The organism is Vibrio sp. St2 (assembly GCF_947311885.1).
GTDB lineage: Bacteria > Pseudomonadota > Gammaproteobacteria > Enterobacterales > Vibrionaceae > Vibrio > Vibrio coralliilyticus.
In genome coordinates this window covers 160,706-185,565 of the sequence record NZ_CAMZNA010000005.1, presented here as the reverse complement: position 1 = coordinate 185,565, position 24,860 = coordinate 160,706, and the positions used below count along the sequence as shown (strand labels likewise).

Below are 24,860 nucleotides of genomic sequence, written 5' to 3'. Positions count from 1 at the left end.
AGTCCCCGAAATAGAAACTTATCCGCAATTAAAAATTATTATGGAGAATAAATAATGGCTGGTGTTTTAGGAATGATCCTTGCTGGTGGTGAAGGTTCACGCCTTCGTCCGTTGACGGAGTCTCGTAGCAAGCCCTCGGTTCCTTTTGGCGGTAGTTACCGTCTTATTGATTTCGCTTTAAACAACTTCGTAAATGCTGATTTGATGCGTATCTATGTATTGACTCAGTTCAAATCCCAATCCCTGTTTCATCACCTCAAGAAAGGCTGGAATATCAGCGGTATCACTGATCGATTCATAGACCCAATTCCAGCGCAGATGCGTACTGGTAAACGTTGGTATGAAGGCACGGCAGATGCTATCTACCAAAATTTACGTTTTATGGAACTGGCTGAGCCAGAGCAAGTATGTATTTTTGGTTCTGACCATATCTATAAAATGGATATCAAACAGATGCTCGATTTTCATAAAGAAAAACAAGCATCACTGACGGTTTCGGCATTGCGTATGCCTCTGTCTGAGGCGTCTCAGTTTGGTGTTATTGAAGTGGATGAAGATGGGCGAATGATCGGCTTTGAAGAAAAGCCTGAACAACCTAAGCCGATTCCTGGTGATCCTCAACATGCGTTAGTTTCAATGGGCAACTATGTTTTTGAAGCTCAACCTTTGTTTGCTGAACTGATTGAAGATGCGGATAACCCAGACTCTTCTCACGATTTCGGTAAAGACATCATTCCGAAAATGTTCCCGCGTGGTGACGTGTTTGTTTATGATTTCAGTACCAACCGAATTACTGGCGAGAAAGAAGAAGTTTATTGGCGTGATGTCGGTACGATTGACGCCTACTGGCAAGCACACATGGACTTGCTTGAGAAAGACGCTCCATTCTCTCTTTATAACCGAAAGTGGCCTCTTCACACATTTTACCCAGCACTGCCACCTGCAACATTTACTGACTCGGATAATGGCCGTGTGCAGATCATTGACAGTCTAGTATGTAACGGCAGTTATGTTCGTGGCTCACGAATCGAAAAATCTGTACTAGGTTTCCGCAGTAATATTGCATCTGCGTGTGATATTAGCGAAAGTATCCTTTTGGGCGACGTGAAAGTAGGCGAGGGTTGTGTACTACGTCGCGTCATCATCGACAAAGACGCAGATATTGCACCTGGTACGCAAATTGGTGTGAACCTCATGGAAGACAAAAAGCACTTCCACGTCTCTGACGATGGTATTGTTGTCATTCCTAAAGGAGCACGAATTGGCTACTAAGAATTTATCTATTCTGTTTGTAGCATCGGAAGTTGAAGGACTCATCAAGAGTGGTGGCTTGGCCGACGTGGCCAAGGCGCTACCCGAGGCTCTCCTCAAACTTAATCAAGATGTACGAGTAACATTACCTGCTTACCAAAAAATACCTCAAGTCACATCAGCTCCAGTGGTGTTGAAGACGACACTCGAGCACTGGCCTCATACTGAGTATTTGGTTCGGGAGCTGCACGTTGCAGGCTTAAAAGCCTACGCGATTGATTGTCCTAAGTACTTTGATCGTCCAGAGATGTATGCCGAAAACAATCAGGCATACAGCGACAATGGTGAGCGCTTCGCTTTCTTTAGTGCTGCCTGTTTGGATATGTTACCTAAGCTGGGTTTCCAACCGGATATTATTCACGCTAACGACTGGCATACGGGATTTGTTCCTTATCTGCTCAAACACCGATATGGCCGTACAGACTTTTTTGCCCAAACCAGAAGTATTCTGTCTGTGCACAATGCGGTATTTAAAGGTGTATTCAGCTACGAGGAGCTTCAGGTTTTGCCTGAAATGCATACTCGCTACGCACCGGACGCGGCAGTAAGCTCAACACACGTAACCATGTTAAAAGCGGGTGTGATGAATGCTGACAAGATCAATGCAGTCAGCCCAACTTATGCAGAAGAGCTCAAAACAGAACTAGGTAGCCATGGTATGGCTGCTGAGTTCAAACAGCGAGAAGGCGACTTAGTTGGTATATTGAACGGCTGTGACTATTCTGCTTGGAATCCGGAGACTGATCATTACTTGCCAACCAATTACAAGGCGAATCGTCAAAGTATGGTGCGCGGCAAAAAAGCCTGTAAGCGAGCTCTTCAGGAGCGCGTTGGCTTAGCGGAAAATGACGGCGCAGTGTATGGCATGGTATGTCGGCTGACGAACCAGAAAGGTGTCCATTACTTACTGCCGATACTCGACCAGTTTTTGCGTTATGAGGTTCAGCTGGTCATTGTTGGTACAGGTGACCCAGTTCTGGCATCTAAGCTTAAAGATATCGAAGCCTTACACAGTGATAAGTTCAAGTTTATAGAGGCCTACGACAACGAATTGGCTCATCTGGTGGAAGCTGGGTCTGATTTCTTCCTAATGCCGTCTGAGTTTGAGCCCTGTGGTTTAAATCAGATCTACAGCATGGCTTATGGCACATTGCCGATTGTTCGGGGTGTTGGAGGATTAAAAGACAGTGTTAATGATTACGATGCTGATCCAGAGACCGCTACTGGCTTTTTGTTTGAACTGCCAGAGCCTAAAGAATTGCTTTTAACGCTGCAACGCTCATTACTGTTGTACGCTCAGCAGCCCGGTGAACTCAAGCGTGTTCAGTTATACGCAATGCAACAAGATTTTTGCTGGAACAAAGCGGCGGATGAGTATTTGAGTTTGTATCACAGTGCATTAGATTAATAACAATTACTATGAAAAAAGGCGCCTATATGGCGCCTTTTTTGAGTTAAATTTAGGGTTAATTTGTGGTAATTGTGGGCTTAATTGGCATAAGCTGACTTAAAAGATTGAGAGTTTGTGATACTCTGCCCGACACAAAATTATTGACCTAACTGACTGCGAGAATATGAGCGAAACGCTTCTCTTCCATAAAACATATTTGCACCCAACCAGTAATGAGTGGGTGGTTTTTGTGCATGGTGCAGGTGGCAGTTCATCTATCTGGTTCAAGCAGATCAAAGCTTATCGACAGCATTTTAACTTGTTGTTGGTGGATCTTCGTGGACACGGTAAGTCTAACCCTTTCATCAAAGAGTTGATCTCAAATCGTTATACATTCAAAGCGGTTACCGCGGATATTCTTAAGGTTTTGGACCATTTAAAGATTACATCAGCGCATTTCGTTGGTATGTCTTTAGGAACCATTATCGTAAGAAACTTGGCTGAAATGTCGACTGGCCGGGTTAAGTCTATGGTTCTAGGAGGCGCTGTAACGCGTTTGAACACGCGTTCACAAGTTTTGGTTAAGCTGGGTAACTTGTGTAAGCACATCGTGCCTTATATGTGGTTATACAGCTTATTTGCTTATATCGTCATGCCACAGCGTACACAAAAAGAATCTCGTCACCTGTTTATCCGCGAAGCGAAGAAGCTATGCCAGAAAGAGTTTAAACGTTGGTTTATTCTCACGGCTGATGTGAATCCGATGATGCGTTACTTTAAAGAGCGTGAATTGTCAATTCCTACATTGTATCTAATGGGGGAACGGGACTACATGTTTATTCGCCCGGTCAAAGAAATGGTCGCAGCGCACCAGAAGAGTACGCTACTGGAAATTCCCGATTGTGGCCACGTGTGCAACGTAGAGCGTCCAGAAGAATTTAATCAACACTCTATTGCCTTCATTAAACAACAAGCCATTACCAATTAAGCAGGGCCAACGGCACCACACTGCCAGCAGATAGCGAATTGTGCTTCGTTAGTTTCTCCGCATTCCTCACATTGCCATTCCGAGCCAATCAGTGTTTGCTGCATATATTGTTCAATGATAGCGCTGGCTTGATTATGCATCTTGCTATCGAGAAGCCATATATAGGGTTGGGAGTTTTCACCGAAAGGGACTTCACCCTGCAAGCCAAACATACCTTCTCCTCGCACTTCACATGGAATGCGGTTTGATTTAAGAAGCTCGCAAACAATGTGAGCTTCTGGTGGGTTATCGGCGGTGAATATCTTCAAGAAGGGCTCCCATTTTGTGCTTGAGGCGCGCCTTTAATTTTTGCCATTACCCATTTAGCAATGACAGGGAAAAGCCCTAGTAGTGCGAATGAGGCTAAGACAGACGGAGATACGATTCCTGACAAGCTGTCAATTTGTGCCAATTGTGTACCTGCATTCAGATACACCGCAGTGCCTGGCAGCATACCTAACTGGCTAACGAGATAAAATCTCGCTGTTGAAAGTGGTGTTAGACCCATTAGAAGGTTGATCAGGAAAAACGGGAATACGGGGATCAGGCGTAATGAAAATAAGTAAAAAGCACCGTCTCTTTCAACGCCTTGGTTGATGGCATTCAGCTTGTCGCCAAACTTACTCTGAACCCAGTCACGCAAGAGGAAACGACTGCTCAAAAAGGCTAGTGTCGCACCTATGGTACTGGCAAAAGAAACAAGTAGTAGACTGGTCCAGAAACCAAACAAAGCTGCGCCGAGTAGAGTGACCACCGCTGCACCAGGGATCGAAAAGGCGGTAATGGCGACATAAGCCAAGAAATAAGTAACGGCTGCAAGCACAAAGTTGTTATTGATGTATTCAGAAAGCGCTATTTGTTGGGCTTTCGCGTTTTCTAAGGTGAGGTATTGACCAAAGTTAATACCGAGAAAAACGATCAGGCCAACCAGCAGGACACCCAACACAAGTTTTTTATTCATAACGACTTCCTCTGTTTCGAGTCTCAGGCTTACGACTCAATAAAAATTGTTAACAAATAAGAACCGTTTGGCAAAGATTAAATTTCACAAACAATAAAAAAGCCAACCCGATTGGTTGGCTTTTCATCAATTTTGTCGATCAGTTATTGAGTTTGTTGACCAGCTCTTGTCGTCGCTCTGGTGGAATCACTGACCAGTGTTTTCCGTTAATCGCCCCTTCAAGCGCCCATAGCAATTCAAGAGAGACCTCAGCAGAGTGCGTTGCCTGAATGGCCCTAAACGCTTCTACTGAACCTGCCTCTTCAAGGTTTTCAACGCTATCGATACCTGCTTTCTTTAGCATTCGTTCTGTTGCCAGACGGAGGTTCGGTAGGTCTTTGAGGCGATTTGGTCGTGTTTTAGCCTGCGACGTTTTCTCTTTCTTAGCTATCGCCAATGCACTTTGTGCGAGGGCGAGAGCACGAGTTGGGCAGGAAGCCACATCGTCAGTTAAAGCGAAATATTTGGTAACGACCGGAAAACCTCGTTTTTTATAAACGTAGGGTTCTAAGCCTTCAGATTTGAATTGACTAGCCAGTTTGTCATCCGCGCGGATGTGAAGTTTATCGTTGACCACCAATGCGAACATTGTGTCGTCTGCGAAGATTCCGAATCCGCCGAACATCGAACGCGATTTTATACGACCAAGCTGATCAAAAAGCCGCATCGAGTCTTTAAGTATTGGTTTATCCATGCTGTGTTATCTCGGTGTATATTATTATACGCCACCAAATTCAGGTCCGAGAGAATAGCAAAATAATGCAGATAAAGTGTCAGTAAGGTGTCATACCGAAATAAAACTCACACGTTAGTTACTTAGCTCTAGATAACAATTACAGTGTACTGTTTTAAACGATACGGATCGTTTGCATTTTTGCCCATCGGCAACCCCGCTACCTTTCAGTCTCCTGAGTCAGGCCGGAAGCTTTGCGTCCCACTCTTTCGAAGTGGTTTGCCCTGTTCGTGGCATTAGTCGAACATTTTAAGGATAAATAAAATTTGAGGTAAGTATCACATCCCTATTGATCAAATGTGATCTTGGTTCAAGGAAATTGCGTCAAAATGATATGTCCGACTAATAGATTGAGTTATTAGTCGGACTATTGAGCATGCTATTTGTTTAAGTTGTACACCGTATCACGCACGACAATTTCAGGGTGCATTTCGAATACACGCTTTTCGTGTTCTTTGTCCTTGATACGCTCTAGAAGGATTTCAAACGCGTTTTTACCAACACGACGTTTAGGTTGGTGAACCGTTGTTAGCGGTGGTGAGAAGTACTCAGCAAGCTCAATGTTATCGTAACCAATCACAGAAATATCTTCAGGTACGCGAATACCTTTCTGCTGTAGACGACTCATTAAGCCAAGTGCCATAGTATCGTTGAAGCAGAATACTGCAGTTGGCTTGTCGTCCATGGCGACAATTTTGTCTGCCGCTAATACCGCAGTATCACATTCGAAGTTACCTTCAAGAATCCAATCTTCTTTCACGGTTAGGTTCTCTTCACCCATTGCACGACGGAACCCTAGGATGCGTTCCTGACAAGCAGCCTTTTCAAAGTGTCCGCTCAAGCAAGCAATGTCTTTGTGACCGTTATCGATAAGGTATTTCGTCGCGAGGTAGCCACCTTCTTCTGAGTTATCAATGATCTTATCGGCTTGAGAACTCTCAGGGCCCCAGTCCATAACGACTTTAGGGATGTCTTTATGGCGGTCCAGCATTTCGCTCAGTTCTTCAGTCAGGTCAGAACACATAACCAAAATGCCATCGACACGCTTTTCTGCCAGCATGCGAATGTAGTCGCGTTGCTTTTCGTAAATACCACCAGTGTTACACAAGATCAAAGTGTAGCCTTGACGATAACAGTAGCTCTCAACACCATCGATGACTTCAGAAAAGAACAGATTGGTAGATTGAGTAACAAGCATACCAATGGTGCGTGTACTGTTGCACTTTAAGCTACGGGCAACAGCACTGGGGGCGTAATTCAGTTCGGTAACGGCTTCCATTACCTTTTCCTGAGTCGCTTCAGCAACAAAGCGAGTTTTGTTAATTACGTGAGAAACGGTTGTAGTAGACACGCCAGCTAAGCGTGCCACGTCTTTTATAGTGGCCATAAGGTTCTGTCCTGTCGATGACTGCCAGGAAGCATATTCAGATTGTAGAATAATTTGGCAGAAAGTATCAGAAACACAAAAACCGCTGTATTCAGCGGTTTGTCTCTAGTTCATTCGTTTTTATCGTTTGCGGTCACGATTTTAGACCGCAAACAACAGAAGAGCAAATAAAAAACGTAACAGTGATAAGTTATGTATCACACAATTACTATATGGTTACTCGCCTTTCAGATAGGCACAATCCAACTCAAGAAAGGCGATCAACAGCAATGAAACTGCAGAATAAAATCCAAACTCATCTAACGCCTGACACTTTTTACTAAATTGTGGAATCCAACTGAGGAGCTGTTGCTGGATAAACTGCTCTTGCTCTGAAAACGCTTCTTCCATATGTCGGTCTTGCTCTAACTCATTAGAACGGATGATCAGATTGCCAAGGAAATCGAGCTCAATAGCGATATGGTCAGCTGGTTCATTAAGACCCTTTTCGACCTCGATGCCATGCTCTGCCATCAGCTTTTCCATATCAGTAGCAGGCTGATCATTGAGCAGGCCAGACTTGCCAATGTACATTGACGCGTAAGGCAGTGCGGAATCCTTATCTGACTTTAGAAACAAATCGCAGAAATCAGCGGCGAGTTCCAGTTGTGCATCATCGCGATCCATCAGTCGATTTAATGCGTCAATTACGCGCTCTATTGCTGGCTTAAGGTGGGAGTTTTCACCAAGTCCGGTCAAGAAAGATCGGATCTCTGCTGAGTGATACTGCTGAAGGTTTTCTTCTGTAAGCTCTTTGGCATAAAGGCTCGACAGCCACCAGTATATTTCGGCACGTTTTTCGTTGAATGCTTTGATTTCTTGCATTAGTTCAGACTCCTGAAAATTCTACCTATTAGTTTAACGAATAAAAATGAATAGCGGTAATGGTGGTTGTTTCAGGTTGAGTGCAAAAATGGAAAGTTATGAACGCCAGAGACTAGGTTTGTTTTGAATCAATAAACACTCAGGTTTCTGGATAGTAAGCGGACAAAGACTAGAATTGTTACTGATTATGAATAGAATACAAGTGAAGACAATTCCAAGTGTAATTAAGTGGTGTAAATGAGCTATCACGTATTAGTAGTTGAAGATGACGCAGTGACTCGCAGCAAGTTGGTTGGATACTTTCAAAATGAAGGTTATCAGGTCAGCGAAGCCGAAAGCGGCGAGCAAATGCGCGACACGCTACAAAATCATGCGATTGACTTAGTGATGCTGGATATCAATCTTCCTGGTGAAGATGGGTTGATGCTCACTCGCGAACTTCGCAGTCAGTCGGATATTGGAATTATCCTGGTAACAGGACGCACGGATAGCATTGATAAAATCGTAGGTCTAGAAATGGGCGCAGACGATTATGTAACCAAACCGTTCGAACTTCGTGAACTGCTTGTTCGTGTTAAAAACCTATTGTGGCGAATTGCCGCTGCTCGCAATGCCATCGACGTCAATGAGCAGAATAAAAATGAGGGCAATGTGGTACGTTTTGCGGAATGGACTTTCGATGTTCAGCGTCGCGCTCTAAGTAAAAATGGCGAACCCGTGAAACTGACCAAAGCCGAATACGAGCTGTTAGTAGCCCTTTCCTCATACCCGAATCAAGTACTGAGCCGTGAACGTATCCTGAATATGATCAGTCACAGAGTCGATGCACCTAATGATCGCACCATCGATGTGTTAATTCGACGCATGCGCGCTAAGATGGAATTTGACCCCAAGAACCCACAAATATTTGTTACCGTCCATGGTGAAGGGTACATGTTTGCCGGTGATTGACCTAAACAGATAAGCAAAAAAATACCGAGGCATGCCCTCGGTATTTTTTTAATTAAACATTACTATCGGAAGCTTGTATTGCTTTCTCTTCGTAATCGGATGCCCAGTCACGCAGAGATTGCCAGATACGGCCTAATGTTTCGTGCCAATAGCGCTCTGTTTGCTCTAGATAGACTGCCTTCGGTGCGTATTTTGCCCAAGCCTGTGTCACCTTATCGTGCGCCAAATAGTTAGTCGGAGCAGGGTAAGGTTTAAGGCCCGCAGAATGGAATTCATTCAGCGCGCGTTTCATATGGCTGGCTGATGTCACCACAACCAGTTTTTTGCGTTTAACAAATGCCGCCGCTTGCCTTGCCTCTTCCCACGTATCTTTTGCGGTTTCGAGCAAAATAATATCGGATTTTGAAACCCCCAGTGCTAGAGCCACTTTCGCCATCATACGTGCGTTACTGACTTCAGACCCTCCGGCGTACCCAGACAGGATCAATTTAGACCCCGGATAGATGCGCATAATGCGAATACCTTCTGCCAATCGCATCAGGCCGGTGCGACTAAGCTCAGAAGTGGGCGGAATTTTATCATCCACCACATGACCACTGCCCAAGACCATAACGTAGTCGATCGTCTCATCGACAGGGAAAAATGCAGAATACTGACGCTCAAGTGGCATCAGGAGACGAGATGAAACTGGCTGGAATGCAATGAGAAAAATGCCAATGAAAGAGAATAGAACAACAAAACAGCCTGTTTTTTGCTTCCTTGTAAACATAATCAGCATCAGACCTAAAAAACCGATGATCAGCATTGCTGGCAAAGGCATTAAAAGGGATGACACCACTTTTTTCAGCTCAAACATACTTAAATAGTCCGAAAAAACACCAATTGATTTTAATTTAAGAGAATCCCTCTTTATATCTGCCTTTCTTATGACAGAATAGCAGCACGATTCGACATGATAACCTAAGCCGCCGTGACTGAAGACCGCAATTTCGACGATATTGCCCACAAATTTGCAAAAAACATCTACGGCTCCGATAAAGGAGAGATACGCCAAGTCATTGTTTGGGAAGAACTTGAACAACTACTTTGTGCGGTTAATGGTAGCAGGAAAAGCCTCGATGTGCTGGATGCTGGCGGTGGTTTAGCACAAATGTCGCAAAAGCTGGCTAAACTCGGACATCGCGTCGCTTTATGTGATCTATCTTTGGAAATGCTGCAACTAGCCAAGCAGGATATTGAAAAAAATGGCTTGCTTGAGCAGTATCGCTTGATTCATTCGCCAGTTCAGAACATTGCAGAACATCTGGAGCAGCCCGTTGATGTGGTCATGTTCCATGCTGTGATGGAGTGGTTGGCAGACCCGAAACCCGCTTTAGAAACGGTGCTTGAGCAGGTGAAACCGGGGGGCGCAGCTTCCATCATGTTCTACAACCATCATGGTCTGGTCTACAAGAATGTCGTATGTGGCAATATTCCTCATGTATTAGAGGGCATGCCGCATCGAAAACGATTTAAGTTACAGCCGCAGAAAGGGCTTAAACCAGAAGAGGTCTACAAGTGGATCGAAGACGCTGGCTTTGAAATCTGTGGCAAAGCTGGTATTCGCTGTTTTAGTGATTACATCGGAAACAGAGAATACATGGGCGACTATAAGACAGAAGATGTGGTGGCACTTGAGCGACAGCTGTGTCGACAAGAGCCCTACCTCTCGCTAGGCCGATATATACATGTATGGGCCAAAAAGAAAGAAGAACAGGAATAATAATGAGTGAGATGACTCTCAACGCTGCTGAGCAACCTATTGATGAATTGGTTGGCTGGGTTAAGCAGCACGATTTCTCATTAAACCTGCCGACTGAACGTCTCGCATTTCTCATCGCTATTGCAGTGCTTAGCAATGAGAGGTTTGATGAAGAATTGGGTGAAGGTGAATTGCACGATGCATTTACTATCGTCACTCGGTTATTTGAGGATACCGGAGAAGCGTCTGCTTTTCGGGCTAACAACGCAATTAATGAGATGGTAAAGCAGAGGCTGATTAGCCGCTTTACCAGTGAAGTGAACGATGGCGCAAGTATTTATCGCTTGTCGCCGCTCGCGATTGGGATTACGGACTATTATGTTCGCCATCGTGAGTTTTCTAAGCTACGCCTCTCTATTCAGTTGTCGATGGTGGCGGATGAAATGGCGAAAGCGATTGAATCTGCTCAGCAAGGCGGGACGCCGGGTCACTGGAAAAAGAACGTTTATGGCGTGCTCAAATATTCTGTGGGCGAGATATTCGATCAAATTGATCTCAACCAACGTGTTATGGATGAGCAGCAACAATCCGTCAAAGTGCAGATTGCTGAGCTACTGAACAAAGATTGGCGTGAAGCGATCAACAACTGTGAAGAGTTGTTATCTGAAACGTCTAGCACCTTGCGTGAGCTGCAAGATACATTGCAAGCAGCCAGCGATGAGCTACAAACTCAAATCCTTGATATCCAAGAAATTGTTTATGGACAAGATGAACTGGAATTTATTGAGGAGGCCTTGTTTGGCTTACAGATGAAACTAGATCGCATCACAAGCTGGGGCCAACAAGCTATTGATTTATGGATTGGTTACGACAGACACGTCCATAAATTTATCCGCACCGCAATTGACATGGACAAGAACCGTGCCTTCAGCACGCGTTTGCGTCAGTCAGTCAAAGATTACTTCGACACACCTTGGTATCTGACTTATGCCGATGCAGAAAGGTTAGTCGATCTCCGCGATGAAGCACTGGTTCTTCGAGATGACGAAGTCACCGGACAAGTGCCTCTGGAAGTGGAGTATGAAGAATTCCAACAAGTGAATGATGAGCTTTCTGAGCGCATAGGTGACATGCTCAAAGTACATAAGGAGCAGGGTACAGCTATCCATCTGGGAGCCGTATTACGCGACTACCTAGCACAGCATCCGCGCACTCATCATTTCGATTTAGCTCGTATCGTCATTGATCAAGCAGTACGTCTGGGTTACTCCGAATCGGATTATCAAGCGATTCAGCCAGACTGGCAGGCAATTAACGAATACGGAGCAAAGGTACAAGCAAATGTCATCGACCGATACTAATGATTACATGTCAGAAAATCTGGCAAAAGCGATTTCAAATCCACTTTTCCCGGCGCTAGACAGCATGCTTCGTGCCGGACGTCATATTTCTACCGAAGATCTCGACAATCACGCGTTGCTGTCTGACTTTGAAGTTGAGCTTTCTTCATTTTACCAACGCTACAACACTGAGTTGGTCAAAGCACCAGAAGGTTTCTTTTACCTTCGCCCTCGCTCTACGTCCCTGATTAACCGCAGTGTGCTGTCTGAGCTCGACATGCTGGTGGGCAAGGTCTTGTGTTTCCTATACCTAAGCCCAGAGCGTCTAGCTCACGAGGGAATATTTACCAATCAGGAACTGTATGAAGAGCTGTTGGCTTTATCTGATGAGAAAAAGCTGATGAAGCTGGTCACCAACCGTGCGACTGGTTCAGATTTAGATAAAGAAAAACTGTTTGAAAAAGTCCGCACTTCTCTGCGTCGTTTACGCCGTCTGGGCATGATCATCAACATCGGTGAAACCGGAAAATTCAGTATCAGTGAGTCGGTATTCCGCTTTGGTGCTGATGTCCGTGTGGGCGACGACATGCGTGAAGCGCAGTTACGCTTGATCCGTGATGGTGAAGCAGTTGTGCATACCAAAGAGCCAAGCCAAGGCAGCTTACTGGCAGAATCAGAACAAGGTGATGAGTCATCTCAATCAGAAAAATTAGAAGAAGGTGAAGCATGATTGAAAGAGGTAAATATCAATCGCTGACCATGGTCAACTGGAACGGCTTCTTTGCACGAACCTTTGACATTGATGGCTTAGTTACCACGTTATCCGGGGGTAATGGTGCAGGTAAATCAACCACAATGGCGGCATTTATTACAGCCTTGATACCTGACCAGACGCTGCTGCATTTCCGAAATACGACCGAGGCGGGCAGTAGCCAGTCTTCACGTGACAAAGGCCTCTACGGTAAATTGCAACCAGGTGCCTGTTATGCGGCACTGGATGTTGTGAACTCACGTAATCAGCGCTTACTGTTTGCGGTTAAGCTGCAGCAGGTCGCGGGTCGCGATAAGAAAGTGGATATCAAACCGTTCGTGATTCAAGGGCTGCCAAGCACTGTGAAGCCGACGGATATCCTGATTGAAAGTGTTTCTGCGACTCAGGCGCGTGTTCGTCAGATCAACGAAATCAAAGAGTCAGTAGCTCAATACGAAGGTGTCCAGCTTAAGACTTTCAATTCGATTGTCGAATACCACGCACAAATGTTTGAATTTGGCGTGATTCCTAAGAAATTGCGTAACTCCAGTGACCGTTCTAAGTTCTATCGCTTGATTGAAGCGTCGCTGTACGGTGGTATTTCGAGTGCGATTACCCGCTCATTACGTGATTACCTACTGCCTCAGAATGGCGGAGTAAAGAAAGCTTTCCAAGACATGGAATCGGCGCTGCGTGAAAACCGCATGACGCTGGAAGCGATTAAAACGACTCAAGCCGATCGAGACCTATTTAAACACCTGATCACCGAATCGACGAATTACGTGGCGGCTGACTACATGCGCCATGCAAACGATCGTCGTAATAAGCTAGAGCAGACTCTATCTCTGCGCTCTGAATTGTTTGGCTCACGTGAAACACTGGTTGAGCAAAACAGCTTGCTTAATCGCGTTCAAGAAGAGCTTGAACTGCTGGTGGAGTCCGAATCTGCTCTAGAGCAAGATTATCAAGCGGCTTCCGACCACTTACAGCTTGTCCAGAATGCGTTGCGTCAGCAGGAAAAGATCGAACGCTACCAAGAAGATCTTGAAGAGCTGAGCGAACGACTTGAAGAACAGATGATGGTCGTTGAAGAAGCGCAAGAGCGTGTTCTGATGATGGAAGAGCAAGCGACGGTTGCGGAAGAAGAGGTCGACAGCCTTAAGACTCAGTTGGCGGATTATCAGCAAGCGCTGGACGTTCAGCAAACCCGCGCACTTCAATACCAGCAAGCAGTGCAAGCGCTTGAGAAAGCGAAAACCTTGCTGGGGGATGAAGACCTGACTGCTGAGCGCGCGCACTCGTTGGTCTCTGAGCTGAAAAATCAGGAATCAGAAAGCACGGCAGCTTTGCTGTCGGTGAAACACAAACTGGATATGTCTTCAGCTGCCGTTGAGCAGTTTGAGACGGCGCTTACCTTGGTTCGTAAGATTGCTGGCGACTCAGTGGAGCGTAAAAATGCTGCTGAAGTTGCAAAGGAGTCGATTCGTCAAGCGCGAGATGCTGAGCAAATTGCACAAAATGAACAACAATGGCGAGCGCAGCACAGAGATCTAGAACGTAATCTCAATCAACAGCGTCAGGCCCGTGAGTTAGTCGACGCGTATCAGAAGCAACATCATGCAGAGCTCGTTGATGAGTTAACCTTTGAGCAGGAGCGTGAACGTCACGCAATGCAGGTTGAATCGCTTGAGATGGCTCAGGAAGAGGTACGTGAGCAGCGCAGCGAACAGCGTCGCTTAGAGCAGGATTCTGCTAGCGAAATCGAAAAGCTTGAAGCCATTGCGCCAACTTGGATTGCAGCTCACGATGCGTTGGAAACGCTCAAAGAGCAAAGTGGTGCTGATCTGTATGACAGCCAAGCTGTTATGTCCCAGATGCAAGTGGTGCTGGAGCAAGAAAAGCAACAGTCATTGGCGAAAGAAAAGCTCGCTGAGCGCCGTGCTCATTTAGAGAATGAAATTGAACGGTTAGCATCACCGGGTGGCTCCAATGATCCTCGTCTGAAAGGCTTGGCTGATACATTAGGTGGTGTGCTGCTTTCAGAGATCTATGACGATATCACCATTGGCGATGCGCCTTATTTCAGTGCGATGTACGGTCCATCTCGTCATGCGATTGTGGTGTCTGACTTAACGGGTATTGAAGAAAAGCTGGTTGAGCTGGACGATTGTCCTGAAGACCTTTACATAATTGAAGGCGATATCGATGCCTTTGATGACAGCTCATTTGATGCTGAAGAACTGGAAGGGGCGGTTTGTGTTCGCATGAACGATCGCCAGATGCGTTACTCACGCTTCCCAGAAATTCCTCTGTTTGGACGTGCTGCGCGAGAACAACGTTTAGAGCTGCTACGTAATGAACGAGAAGAAGTGGTTGAACAGCATGCGAAAGCTGCGTTCGATTCGCAAAAACTTCAGCGTCTATATCAGGCATTCAATAACTTCGTTGCCAAGCACATTCAGGTTGCTTTTGAAGCGGATCCGGAGCAATCGCTGACAGTGGCTCGTGAGAAGCGTAACCAAGTGTCACGAGTACTGGCAGATTTGGATGCCAAAGAGCAGCAGCAACGTTCTCAGCTGTTAGCGAGTAAGCAGGCGTTGTCATCGCTTGATAAATTAGCACCAATGATGGCGTTGATTGAAGATGATTCACTGACACTGCGTTTCGAAGAGCTTGAAGAAAAAATCGCTCAACTGTCTGAAGCAAAAGCATTTTTGATCAGCCACGCGAAAACAGTTTCTGAACTGGAAAAAATTGCTTCAGCGCTTGAAGCCGACCCTGAGCAATTCGATGCGTTAGAAGCCGAATATAAGGCAGCGGATGTTCAGTTACAGGAACTTAAGAAGCAGATCTTTGCGTTGTCTGACTTGGTGGAGCGTCGTCATTACTTTGCTTATTCTGACTCTGTGGACTTGCTAAACAAGAGCAGTGAACTGAGTGAACAGCTTAAAGCTAAGCTTGTTGAAGCAGAGAGGCAGCGTACGCGTTCGCGTGACGAACTGAAGCAATCTCAAGGTCAGATGAACCAGTACAACCAAGTCTTGGCTTCATTGAAGAGTTCTCATCAGGCTAAGCAGGAAACGGTTCAAGAATTTAAGCAAGAGCTTCAAGAGTTTGGTGTCACTGCTGACGAAGGCGCACAAGAGCGCGCTATGCGTCGTCGAGATGAGTTGCAGGAGCGTCTGCATACGTCACGCAGTCGTAAGAGTGAATACGAGCGTACCATCACGTCGACTGAGCTGGAAATGAAAGGTCTGGCAAAGCGTCTTAAGAAGGTTCAGAAAGAGTATATTGAGCTGCGCACCTTTGTGGTTGCAGCGAAAGCAGGTTGGTGTTCCGTACTGCGCTTAGCACGTGAAAACGATGTCGAACGTCGTCTGCATAAGCGTGAGCTGGCCTATATGTCAGCGGATGAATTACGTTCGATGTCGGATAAGTCGTTGGGTGCGTTACGTCTGGCGGTGGCAGATAACGATGACTTACGTGATGCGTTGCGTCTGTCGGAAGACAATGCACGCCCTGAGCGTAAGGTACTGTTCTATATCGCAGTGTACCTGCATCTGCGTGAACGCATTCGTCAGGATATCATCCATACCGATGACCCGGTTGAGGCCATTGAAGAGATGGAAGTGGAGCTGGCGCGATTGACCGAAGAACTGACGCAACGTGAAAATCGCCTCGCGATCAGTTCTGAATCTGTCGCTAGCATCATTAAGAAAACGATTCAGCGTGAGCAAAACCGCATCCGTATGCTAAACCAAGGCTTGTCGAACATTGCCTTTGGCCAGGTAAAAGGTGTTCGCTTGAATGTGAAGATTCGGGAAAGCCACGAAATTTTGCTTCATGGTCTAGCTTCGCAGCAAGAGCAGCACAGAGACTTGTTTGAAACTTCTCGTTATACCTTCTCAGAAGCGATGGCGAAATTGTTCCAGCGCGTTAACCCACATATTGATATGGGACAACGCAGCCCTCAAGTTCTGGGTGAAGAGCTGCTGGACTATCGCAACTACCTAGAGCTGAGTGTTGAAGTCTGCCGTGGTTCAGATGGTTGGCTACAAGCGGAATCTGGTGCGTTGTCTACGGGTGAAGCGATCGGTACTGGTCAGTCGATTCTTCTGATGGTTGTTCAGAGCTGGGAAGAAGAATCTCGTCGTCTACGCAGTAAAGACATTGTTCCTTGTCGACTCTTGTTCCTTGATGAGGCGGCGCGTTTGGATGCTAAGTCAATTTCGACTCTGTTTGAACTGTGTGACCGTCTGGATATGCAATTGTTGATTGCGGCACCAGAAAACATCAGCCCAGAGAAGGGCACCACTTACAAGCTAGTGCGTAAAGTATTTAAAGACCATGAGCATGTTCATGTGGTTGGTCTAAGAGGCTTTGGACAAGCTGAGCAAGACAAGTCAGAAGCTCAAGAACTGATTGAAGAGCTATAAAGACAAGCTGATAGAAAATACCCGCTGAGTTAGCGGGTATTTTTTTGTTTAGCGTCAGCGGCTTGGTTACGAAACGCTTTCGGTGAGCAGCCATTCCATTTGCGAAACGCGTGGCGGAAATTTGCACTGTCTGAGAAGCCTACCCGCTCAGAAATTTCTTCGATATTTAAGCCTGTTGAAACAAGGTAATGTTTCGCGAGGTTAAAGCGGACGTGATCCAATATTTGTTGGTAGCCTGTTTGTTCGGCCTTGAGGTGGCGACGTAATGTACGAGATGACATTCCTAGTTCTGAAGAGAGCGCTTCAATCGAGGGGTAGCGACCAGGCCGCTCAATGAATATCTGAGTAATTTTTTCTTTCAAATTTGGCGTGCTGCTAACTTTAGCCAACATCTCGTCACAGGACTTTAAGCACATCTGTAGCGTCATTGCGTTCGCTGACGGCAGAGGGGTGTGTAATTGGCTAGCGTCAAATTCCCATTCCAGCTCTTGGCTATCAAATTCAATTTGGCAGCGAAACAGCTCGTTATATAAGTCTCCATACTCTGGCTTCGGGTAAGGAAACTTAAGTACATGGGAAGGAAAGGGTTGTTGCATTACTTCTTCACACAGATTCTGAATGGTAGCAAACCAGTACTCGCAGCAAAAAGGAAGCAGCGAATCGAGTTCGATAAGTTGCTCTGCGCGAAAATAACCGCGATTTTGTTCAATCCACATTTTCTTTCTTAGTACAGGGCCGGCAAGACGCAGATATTTGAAGCCCAGTAGCAAGGCATCGAGTAGCGTGCTGCTGCTAAAAGCTGCATAACCAAGAACACCAAAGTCACTGAAACGTGCTTGTTGACCTATTTTTAAGCCCAGAGCAGGCTCGTTTGATAGGCTTGTCGCATTACTAAAAATGATTAGCTTCTGAGCGAGGGTGATATGTGTGTCTGGAGAGTAGAGCTCCGCAAGTGATATACCACTGCCTTTCAGCAGATCTTCGATTGGAATCTGATGTTCCAGATACCTAGTTAGCAGCTGTACATCTAGGATACCAAAAGCCTGCATATCGGGTTCATAAACCGCACTATACTCCATTTCCCTTCCTTACTTCCTTTTCCTTTGCACATTGCCAGCTTGAGGTTTCTTTATAGCCTAAGGATGTCATTAGGTCTGTTATTTGTGTCCGAATTTCACCGTTTTCTGTCTCTCTAACACCTGTGCGTCATGTTAGCGAAATGTTGTAATAAGGTATTGGAACATGCGAGGTCACTCAGATGAATACGATGGCAACACACCTAGCCGACAGCGATACACTGGCGTCTGACGCTTCAGTAAGTGAGCTGACAACTTGGTTCAATGAGCTTCAATTGGCATACCAAAATGAACCGCTGCCAAGTTTGAGCGTCAGGAAGCAACGCTTAAGAGCACTTAAGCAACAGTTATCTCGATATCAAGATGTTCTCGCGGATGCGATGAGTGAAGACTTTGGTGGGCGCAGTCATACCGAGTCGATTATGGCGGATGTCCTAGCCCCGATACTGGATATCAATCATGTCTTGAGCCACATTGGACGCTGGATGAAGCCAAGTCGTCGTCCAACGGAGTGGCTATTCAAAGGCAATAGGCTTGAGGTGAGATATCAGCCCAAAGGAGTGGTTGGTATTATCTGCCCATGGAACTTCCCTATTTACCTTTCTGTTGGTCCGCTCGTTACTGCTTTAGCCGCGGGCAATCGCTGCATGATAAAAATGCCACCGAACTGCCCAGCCGTGACGAGAGTACTGACCAAGCTATTGAGCGAGATTTATTCAACCGACTTAGTCCGCGTCGTAGAGGGTAGCCATCCACAAGCGATGGATATTTCGAGTCTTCCATTTAACCATCTTGTTTTTACCGGCTCACCGAAGAGCGGCAAAGTTATTATGGCTAATGCGGCTAAAAATCTTACTCCGGTGACGTTGGAGCTAGGGGGAAAGTCTCCGGTTATTGTTTTTGATGACTTTGATATTGAGTTTGCTGCTCAACGGGTCGCTCATGGCAAAGGATTTAACTCTGGGCAGATATGTATCGCGCCAGATTATGCGTTTGTCCCCGAAGACAAAGTGGAGCGGTTTGTCACTGCCGTGTCCCATGCGCACAAAGCAATGTACAAATCGATTAGAGATAACCATGACTATACCTCTCTAATCGATGATGCTCAGGCGCAACGATTCCAAGAATTGTTAGAGGATGCTCGTCGCAAAGGAGCGGTCATCACTCAATGTTCAGAGGGTGGAGAGGGACGCAAGACGCCTTTGTTCATCGCCACCCAACTAACGCCTGAGATGCGTATCTGCCAGGAAGAGATTTTTGGTCCACTGCTTCCGGTCCTCGGTTATCAGAGTCTAGACCAAGTTATCCATTACATTACTCAGCGCCCAAGACCTCTCGCGTGTTATCTATTTAGTCATGATCAGCAACAGCGTGAAACGTTACTGGCTCGAACACACAGTGGTGGTGTGACGATCAATGACTGGGGATGGCATGTGCTGAATCATTCAGTGCCATTTGGCGGGGTTGGCAATTCTGGAATCGGCAATTATCACGGGGAAGAAGGCTTTTGTGAACTTAGCCACGCGCGCAGTGTGTTGCAGATGCGTCGGTGGTTTCCAATCGCTTTGTTTACGCCGCCCTATGGAAATCCGATTCAGAAACTGGCGGTTCGATGGTTTGTTGGAAAACCCGATCCTGCACTCAAAGAACAAGCCAAATAGGTTCGCAGATCAGTCTGCATATCTAAGTGCGTACTTGTGCGAGTAGGGACGTTTCCCCACTTCTATATGCCGCTGAATTTGTGCTGAGGAGTTAACTGATGGACAGTTATGATTTTATTATTGTAGGCGGAGGCTCTGCCGGGTGCGTGTTAGCGGCTCGCTTATCTGAAGATCCCAGTATCAGTGTATGCCTATTAGAAGCTGGTGGTAAAGATACCAGCCCCTTTATTCATACTCCTGTCGGAATGGTCGCAATGATGCCGACTAAACACAATAACTGGGGTTTTGAGACGGTTCCACAGAAAGGCCTCAACGGGCGCAAAGGCTATCAGCCACGTGGTAAAACACTGGGTGGTTCAAGTTCGATCAACGCCATGATGTACGCACGCGGGCACCGTTATGACTATGATTTGTGGTCAAGTTTAGGCAATGTCGGCTGGAGTTATGACGAGTGTTTGCCTTACTTCAAAAAGGCTGAGCATAACGAAGTCCACCAAGATGAATTTCACGGCCAAGGTGGACCGCTGAATGTCACTGATCTACGTTGCCCAAGTGAGATGCTTGAGAAGTACCTGCAGGCATGTGAATCTATTGGTATACCGCGAAACAAGGACATCAATGGCGTTGAACAACTCGGCGCTATGGCAACTCAAGTGACTCAGCTCAATGGTGAACGTTGTAGTGCGGCTAAAGCGTACCTAACTCCCAATTTATCTCGTCCTAATCTTACCGTCGTGACTAAAGCTACAACTCATAAAGTCCTGTTTCGTGATAAGCAAGCTATTGGTGTGGAGTATGGCTTAGGAGGAAAGTGCTTTCAGATTACGTGTCGAAAAGAAGTCATTCTTTCGGCTGGGGCATTTGGCTCGCCACAAATTTTGCTGCTATCTGGTGTTGGACCGAAAGAAGAGTTGGATAAGCACGGTATTTATCAGGTCCATGAACTCGCAGGCGTGGGTGAGAATTTGCAAGATCATATTGATCTGATCCATTCCTATAAATGTAATGCTAAGCGTTCAACTTTTGGTATTTCACTACAAATGGCCGCGGATATAGGTAAGGCGATCCCCCAATGGCGACGTCATCGGAAAGGAAAGTTAACCAGTAACTACGCAGAGGGAATTGGGTTCTTTTGCTCAGATAATGATGTACAAGTCCCTGATCTTGAGTTTGTTTTCGTTGTCGCTGTCGTTGATGACCACGCGCGGAAAATCCATCTGAGTCATGGCTTTAGTAGCCACGTTACCTTGCTCAGGCCCAAGAGCAAAGGAACAGTCAAACTCAGAAGTGCAGACCCGTATGATTCACCAAGCATTGACCCTGCTTTCTTCAGCCACCCCGATGATATGTCGGTGATGATTAAGGCGTGGAAAAAGCAGCATCGGATGCTAGAAAATGAGGCGTTTGATGATGTGCGAGGAGACAGTTTTTACCCCATTGATGTGAGTGATGATAGTGCGATTGAGCAGGACATTCGAAATCGTGCTGACACTCAATATCATCCGGTCGGAACTTGCAAAATGGGAACAGAGCAAGATGCATTGGCTGTGGTAGACAGTAATCTTTCCGTCTATGGGATTGAGGGCTTAAGAGTTGTTGATGCCTCAATTATGCCCACTTTGGTAGGCGGCAATACCAATGCACCAACAATAATGATTGCCGAAAAAGTGGCAGATAAGATCAAGTTAAAATACGGTTTGTGCAAGGAGCATGCTAGTGTGAATTTGGCTTGATCGTTTTACTTCAGCGATTAAAAAACCCGCATGTCGCGGGTTTTTGAGTTATTGAAAGCTTTTAGCTTGTCACTTCATTGGCGAATATACCAAACTGCTTGGCCGCATAAGCGACGCGTTCTTCTGCGCTTGGATAAACTCTTGGTGAGCCAAGGTTCTCTATATGATGCAGTCTAGGCAGTAGCCCCGCGCCATTGGCGATTTGGATAGCCAAGCCCGGACGTGCGTTTAGCTCAAGCACCATAGGCCCTTCTTCTTTATCCAGAACCATGTCAGTGCCCATGTAGCCCAAGCCTGTCATTTCCCATGCACTCGAAGCCAATGTTAACAAGCGTTCCCAATGAGGTACTTGCAGCGTAGCCAGTTCTTTACCTGTATCGGGGTGATGCGTAACGGGTTGATCGAATTGTACGGCTCTCACTGCACGACCTGTCGCGATATCAATACCGACACCTACCGCACCTTGGTGTAAATTCGCTTTACCATCAGAGGCGGCAGTGGAACAACGCATCATCGCCATAACAGGGTAGCCCTTGAAAACAATAATACGCACATCGGGTACACCTTCGTAGCTGAACCCGTCGAAGCAGTCATCAAACTTAATCAGGTTTTCAACCACAGCAACATCGTTTTTACCACCTAGCGAAAAAAGCCCCGCCAGTGCGTTACTTATATGGCGTTCAACGTCTTCTTGGTTGATCGTAGCGCCCGACGGTTTTGTGTAGATGCCGTCCTTGTGAGAGGTGATTACCAAGATGCCCTTACCACCACTTCCTTGAGCAGGCTTAATAACGAAACCAGGCCAGTCTTTGACCATCTTATGAATGGTTTTGACTTCCACTTGGCTACTGATCACGCCAATTAACTCAGGTGTCGTGGCACCATGCTGCTGAGCAATAATTTTTGTTTTAAGCTTGTCATCTACCAGCGGATACTTTGAGCGATCATTGTAACGACCAATGTAGCTGTGGTTACGTTGATTCATGCCCATAATGCCTTTATGGCGAAGCTTATCTGGCGATGTAAACTGCGAAGTTAAACGTGTCAGCATCGTTTAGTCCTCCGCTAGTGGTTTAAAGCGACGTAGCTCTGTTAGGCGGTAACCCGTGTAAGTACCAAGTAGCAGAATGCCTGCTAGAACAATCAGCTGAAGACCAATAAAGTTGAAAGTCAGGTGCTGAATGTAAGTGCTGGTCATTGCTAGGTAAACCAGTACGGCAGTTGCCAATGAACCGCCACCTTGCAGCATAACTTCTTTAGCGCCTTCTTCTTCCCATAGAATCGACATACGTTCGATGGTCCAAGAAAGGATGATCATCGGGAAGAAGGTAATAGACAGACCCTCTGTCAAACCAATCTTAAATGCGACTACCGTGAAGACCGAGATGATCATGATGACCGTGATAATCACGGCAGAAATCCGAGCGACTAACAGCAAGTTTAGTCTTGAGAGATAACTTCGTATCACCAGCCCAGTACCTACAATCAGCAAAAAGCCGACAATACCAGTGACAAGCTGAGTCTGAACGAAGGCAACCGCAATCAGGACTGGCATGAAGGTACCGGAGGTTTTCAGGCCAATGATGACACGTAGGAACACCACAATCAGTGCACCAATCGGAATCAGCATGATGGTTTTAAACATCGCCTGCTCTTCAAGTGGCAAACTATGGATAGAGAAGTTAAGTAGACCGTCTGCTTCAACTTTGTCCAGAGTTGCCTGTTTTGGTGAGACTTCCTGAGCGATCATCGAGAAGTGAACTTGGCTGTTTTGGCCGCCGATGATATCGAGCAGTGATACGTTGGACTCATCCCAGACAAGGATGTTCTCAGCAATGACTTGATTAGCGTTCTGAGGATTAAACAGAATCCACTCTTTACCATCCCATACCTGGTTCATCTGCTGAATAGTCTGGCGTCGACGGCCATCTTCTAGCTCGATGACACCAACCACTTTGCTTGGTATTTGAGCGTGAGCAAGGATTTTATCGACCGCTTCCACTTTGGACATTTTGTTCAGCAATAGAGCAGCGTTTTGGCTATCTGAATCATTAAGGATTTTGATCAGTTCACGAGTGAACGTGATGTCATCAGCAGAGCGTTTGTTGGCGCGTTCAATTAAAGAGATCGCCGCGGCTTCTGTCGGACCGTCAAAGGTTGGTGGGGTGATATCTTGATCTGGCTTGAGTGGTTCGACTTTCGCCTGAGGATCCACAAGGAATTGCGCTTTGTAGTAGATAGTTTGTGCGCCCACTGCGTGGCGAATTGACCACTCAGCTCTTCTCCCAGTTTCAGTATTAACGTATGAAACGCCGTAGCCTGGTGATGAAGAAGATTCACTGATCAGCGTGAACCCGTTTTGAGTATGTGGTGCGGCTAGTGACGCCTTAACAGGTTTAGCCTGAGCATTAAACTCGACACGGGCTTCAATATCCCAAACTTGACGGGTTTCTCCCGGTGTCCAAGGAACGCCATAAGTCTGATGCCTGAACATACTTAAAGCGATGCCTGCAATAATAAGCAGGACGACCGATATATAAAAAGGGACTTTAGACGTCATAAGCTACCTTATTGTATTTGTTCGTTTTTCGTTTGGATGTATTGTTTACTGACATCCACCACTGCAATATCTCGGATAAATTCACGACCCAATAACACAGGATGGGTCATCTGAGAACGATCTGCCAAAGTGAACTGTGTTTTTTCGTGAATCTTGCCCAATCTTACCCACAATTCTACGACCGCGCGGCGTTCCATTTTATCGCTTGTTGCTTGTCGTATTTTCACAAAGCGGATGATAGGGGCTTCAATCCAATTCGTGTCATCTAACGCGGTTTCACCATCTGATAAGTGAAAACGAACCCAATTCTTGCCATTACGCTCGAATTCTTCGATGTCTACGGCATTGAGTGAAGACGTGGCTGCACCGGTATCGATGCGAGTGTCAAATGCCTGCTTGATAGAATCTATGGTCACTTTTTCAATCTCACCTAACACAACGTCTTGAGTCGGTGCAGCTTGAACTTGGACTTGAGTAGGCACCAGTACTGGTTCGCGCTTTTTCTTTACTTCGGCCATGGCTTCGTATTTGAACTTCATCAGCTCTTTATCCAGCATGTCGACCTTAGATTGTAGATTTTCAATGTGTTCGGCTTGATCGCTTACCTGACTCTCTAAACGAGTAAATTTTTGTGTGAGATTTGTTTCTGAAGATTGAATCGCTGCAAGGGTTTCCTGATGGTATTGCTCACTGTTGGTGAGCGTGCAGCCTGAAAGTAAGGCAATCGCAATGACCGGAGTCAATTTGGTAAACATTGAAAATCCTGAATTAGATTAAGTTGTTTATAAATTAGGAGTTTAGATCATTACTCGTTGGTCTCACAAGGCACATTGCCCTGATAGATTGTATTGAGTATTGATTAGTGATGCACTGCAAAAAAATAGGACGCAGTCAGCATC

At 46.0% G+C, this 24,860-nt stretch carries 20 protein-coding genes and 1 riboswitch; of the genes, 10 read left to right on the top strand and 10 right to left on the bottom strand.

From position 1 onward, the window contains the following. The first annotated feature begins 54 nt into the window (after positions 1-54). From glgC to QMA41_RS16315, 3 genes are all read left to right on the top strand, one after another. Entirely contained in the window at positions 55-1,272 is a 1,218-nt protein-coding gene (glgC, locus tag QMA41_RS16325; protein ID WP_038510427.1) for a glucose-1-phosphate adenylyltransferase, read from the top strand. Further along, positions 1,262-2,719, top strand: coding sequence for a glycogen synthase GlgA (gene glgA, locus QMA41_RS16320; protein ID WP_281630174.1), 1,458 nt, complete (start codon positions 1,262-1,264; stop codon positions 2,717-2,719). The genes glgC and glgA overlap by 11 nt, the downstream gene beginning before the upstream one ends. 166 nt (positions 2,720-2,885) lie before the next feature. Then, positions 2,886-3,689, top strand: coding sequence for an alpha/beta hydrolase (locus tag QMA41_RS16315; protein ID WP_281630173.1), 804 nt, complete (start codon positions 2,886-2,888; stop codon positions 3,687-3,689). Here the strand turns inward: QMA41_RS16315 and QMA41_RS16310 are convergent. From QMA41_RS16310 to torD, 5 genes are all read right to left on the bottom strand, one after another. Further along, positions 3,686-3,997: a DUF2007 domain-containing protein gene (locus QMA41_RS16310; protein WP_281630172.1), complete on the bottom strand. Its 312-nt coding sequence runs from the start codon at positions 3,995-3,997 to the stop codon at positions 3,686-3,688. The genes QMA41_RS16315 and QMA41_RS16310 overlap by 4 nt on opposite strands. Next, positions 3,994-4,689, bottom strand: coding sequence for a TVP38/TMEM64 family protein (locus QMA41_RS16305; protein WP_006962911.1), 696 nt, complete (start codon positions 4,687-4,689; stop codon positions 3,994-3,996). The genes QMA41_RS16310 and QMA41_RS16305 overlap by 4 nt, the downstream gene beginning before the upstream one ends. Positions 4,690-4,828: 139 nt before the next feature. Continuing rightward, positions 4,829-5,422, bottom strand: a complete 594-nt coding sequence (locus QMA41_RS16300) for a TfoX/Sxy family DNA transformation protein (protein WP_006962910.1) — start codon at positions 5,420-5,422, stop codon at positions 4,829-4,831. 186 nt (positions 5,423-5,608) lie between these two features. Beyond that, positions 5,609-5,695: riboswitch (cyclic di-GMP riboswitch) on the bottom strand. A 145-nt stretch (positions 5,696-5,840) separates the two neighbouring features. Continuing rightward, complete coding sequence (purR, locus tag QMA41_RS16295) at positions 5,841-6,848, bottom strand: HTH-type transcriptional repressor PurR (RefSeq protein ID WP_281630171.1); 1,008 nt, start codon at positions 6,846-6,848, stop codon at positions 5,841-5,843. A gap of 216 nt (positions 6,849-7,064) precedes the next feature. Then, positions 7,065-7,712: a molecular chaperone TorD gene (torD, locus tag QMA41_RS16290; RefSeq protein WP_019277757.1), complete on the bottom strand. Its 648-nt coding sequence runs from the start codon at positions 7,710-7,712 to the stop codon at positions 7,065-7,067. A gap of 237 nt (positions 7,713-7,949) precedes the next feature. On the opposite strand from torD, the gene torR reads away from it, so the two are divergent. Then, the gene (torR, locus tag QMA41_RS16285; RefSeq protein ID WP_019277756.1) at positions 7,950-8,663 is read left to right on the top strand and encodes a two-component system response regulator TorR; all 714 of its coding nucleotides are present in this window, start codon (positions 7,950-7,952) and stop codon (positions 8,661-8,663) included. Positions 8,664-8,715: 52 nt separating this feature from the next. On the opposite strand, the gene elyC is transcribed toward torR, so the two are convergent. Further along, positions 8,716-9,519 carry an envelope biogenesis factor ElyC gene (gene elyC / locus QMA41_RS16280; protein ID WP_019277755.1) on the bottom strand — a complete coding sequence of 268 codons (804 nt, stop codon included), beginning with the start codon at positions 9,517-9,519 and terminating at the stop codon, positions 8,716-8,718. A 114-nt stretch (positions 9,520-9,633) separates the two neighbouring features. Here elyC and cmoM point away from each other — a divergent pair, with 114 nt between their 5' ends. From cmoM to mukB, 4 genes are read left to right on the top strand one after another with little or no spacing between them, the layout of a single operon-like run. Continuing rightward, positions 9,634-10,425: a tRNA uridine 5-oxyacetic acid(34) methyltransferase CmoM gene (gene cmoM / locus QMA41_RS16275; RefSeq protein ID WP_038156044.1), complete on the top strand. Its 792-nt coding sequence runs from the start codon at positions 9,634-9,636 to the stop codon at positions 10,423-10,425. Between the two features lie 2 nt (positions 10,426-10,427). Next, positions 10,428-11,765: a chromosome partition protein MukF gene (gene mukF, locus QMA41_RS16270; RefSeq protein WP_006962904.1), complete on the top strand. Its 1,338-nt coding sequence runs from the start codon at positions 10,428-10,430 to the stop codon at positions 11,763-11,765. Continuing rightward, complete coding sequence (mukE, locus tag QMA41_RS16265) at positions 11,746-12,474, top strand: chromosome partition protein MukE (protein ID WP_006962903.1); 729 nt, start codon at positions 11,746-11,748, stop codon at positions 12,472-12,474. The genes mukF and mukE overlap by 20 nt, the downstream gene beginning before the upstream one ends. Beyond that, positions 12,471-16,931 carry a chromosome partition protein MukB gene (gene mukB, locus QMA41_RS16260; protein ID WP_281630170.1) on the top strand — a complete coding sequence of 1,487 codons (4,461 nt, stop codon included), beginning with the start codon at positions 12,471-12,473 and terminating at the stop codon, positions 16,929-16,931. The genes mukE and mukB overlap by 4 nt, the downstream gene beginning before the upstream one ends. Positions 16,932-16,960: 29 nt before the next feature. Here mukB and QMA41_RS16255 read toward each other — a convergent pair whose 3' ends face one another. Further along, positions 16,961-18,010 carry an AraC family transcriptional regulator gene (locus QMA41_RS16255; RefSeq protein WP_281630169.1) on the bottom strand — a complete coding sequence of 350 codons (1,050 nt, stop codon included), beginning with the start codon at positions 18,008-18,010 and terminating at the stop codon, positions 16,961-16,963. Between the two features lie 179 nt (positions 18,011-18,189). On the opposite strand from QMA41_RS16255, the gene QMA41_RS16250 reads away from it, so the two are divergent. Continuing rightward, positions 18,190-19,668, top strand: a complete 1,479-nt coding sequence (locus tag QMA41_RS16250; RefSeq protein ID WP_281630168.1) for a coniferyl aldehyde dehydrogenase — start codon at positions 18,190-18,192, stop codon at positions 19,666-19,668. Between the two features lie 98 nt (positions 19,669-19,766). Beyond that, a complete protein-coding gene (locus QMA41_RS16245) occupies positions 19,767-21,401 on the top strand; it encodes a GMC family oxidoreductase N-terminal domain-containing protein (RefSeq protein WP_281630167.1) in 1,635 nt (544 codons plus the stop codon). Positions 21,402-21,462: 61 nt separating this feature from the next. On the opposite strand, the gene QMA41_RS16240 is transcribed toward QMA41_RS16245, so the two are convergent. From QMA41_RS16240 to QMA41_RS16230, 3 genes are read right to left on the bottom strand one after another with little or no spacing between them, the layout of a single operon-like run. Then, positions 21,463-22,452 carry an alpha-L-glutamate ligase-like protein gene (locus QMA41_RS16240; RefSeq protein ID WP_006962898.1) on the bottom strand — a complete coding sequence of 330 codons (990 nt, stop codon included), beginning with the start codon at positions 22,450-22,452 and terminating at the stop codon, positions 21,463-21,465. Between the two features lie 3 nt (positions 22,453-22,455). Continuing rightward, positions 22,456-23,961 (bottom strand): inactive transglutaminase family protein, encoded by a 1,506-nt coding sequence (locus QMA41_RS16235; RefSeq protein ID WP_043008715.1) that lies wholly within the window; start codon positions 23,959-23,961, stop codon positions 22,456-22,458. Between the two features lie 8 nt (positions 23,962-23,969). Further along, positions 23,970-24,716: an ATP-dependent zinc protease gene (locus QMA41_RS16230; RefSeq protein WP_019275894.1), complete on the bottom strand. Its 747-nt coding sequence runs from the start codon at positions 24,714-24,716 to the stop codon at positions 23,970-23,972. Between the last annotated feature and the right edge of the window lie 144 nt (positions 24,717-24,860).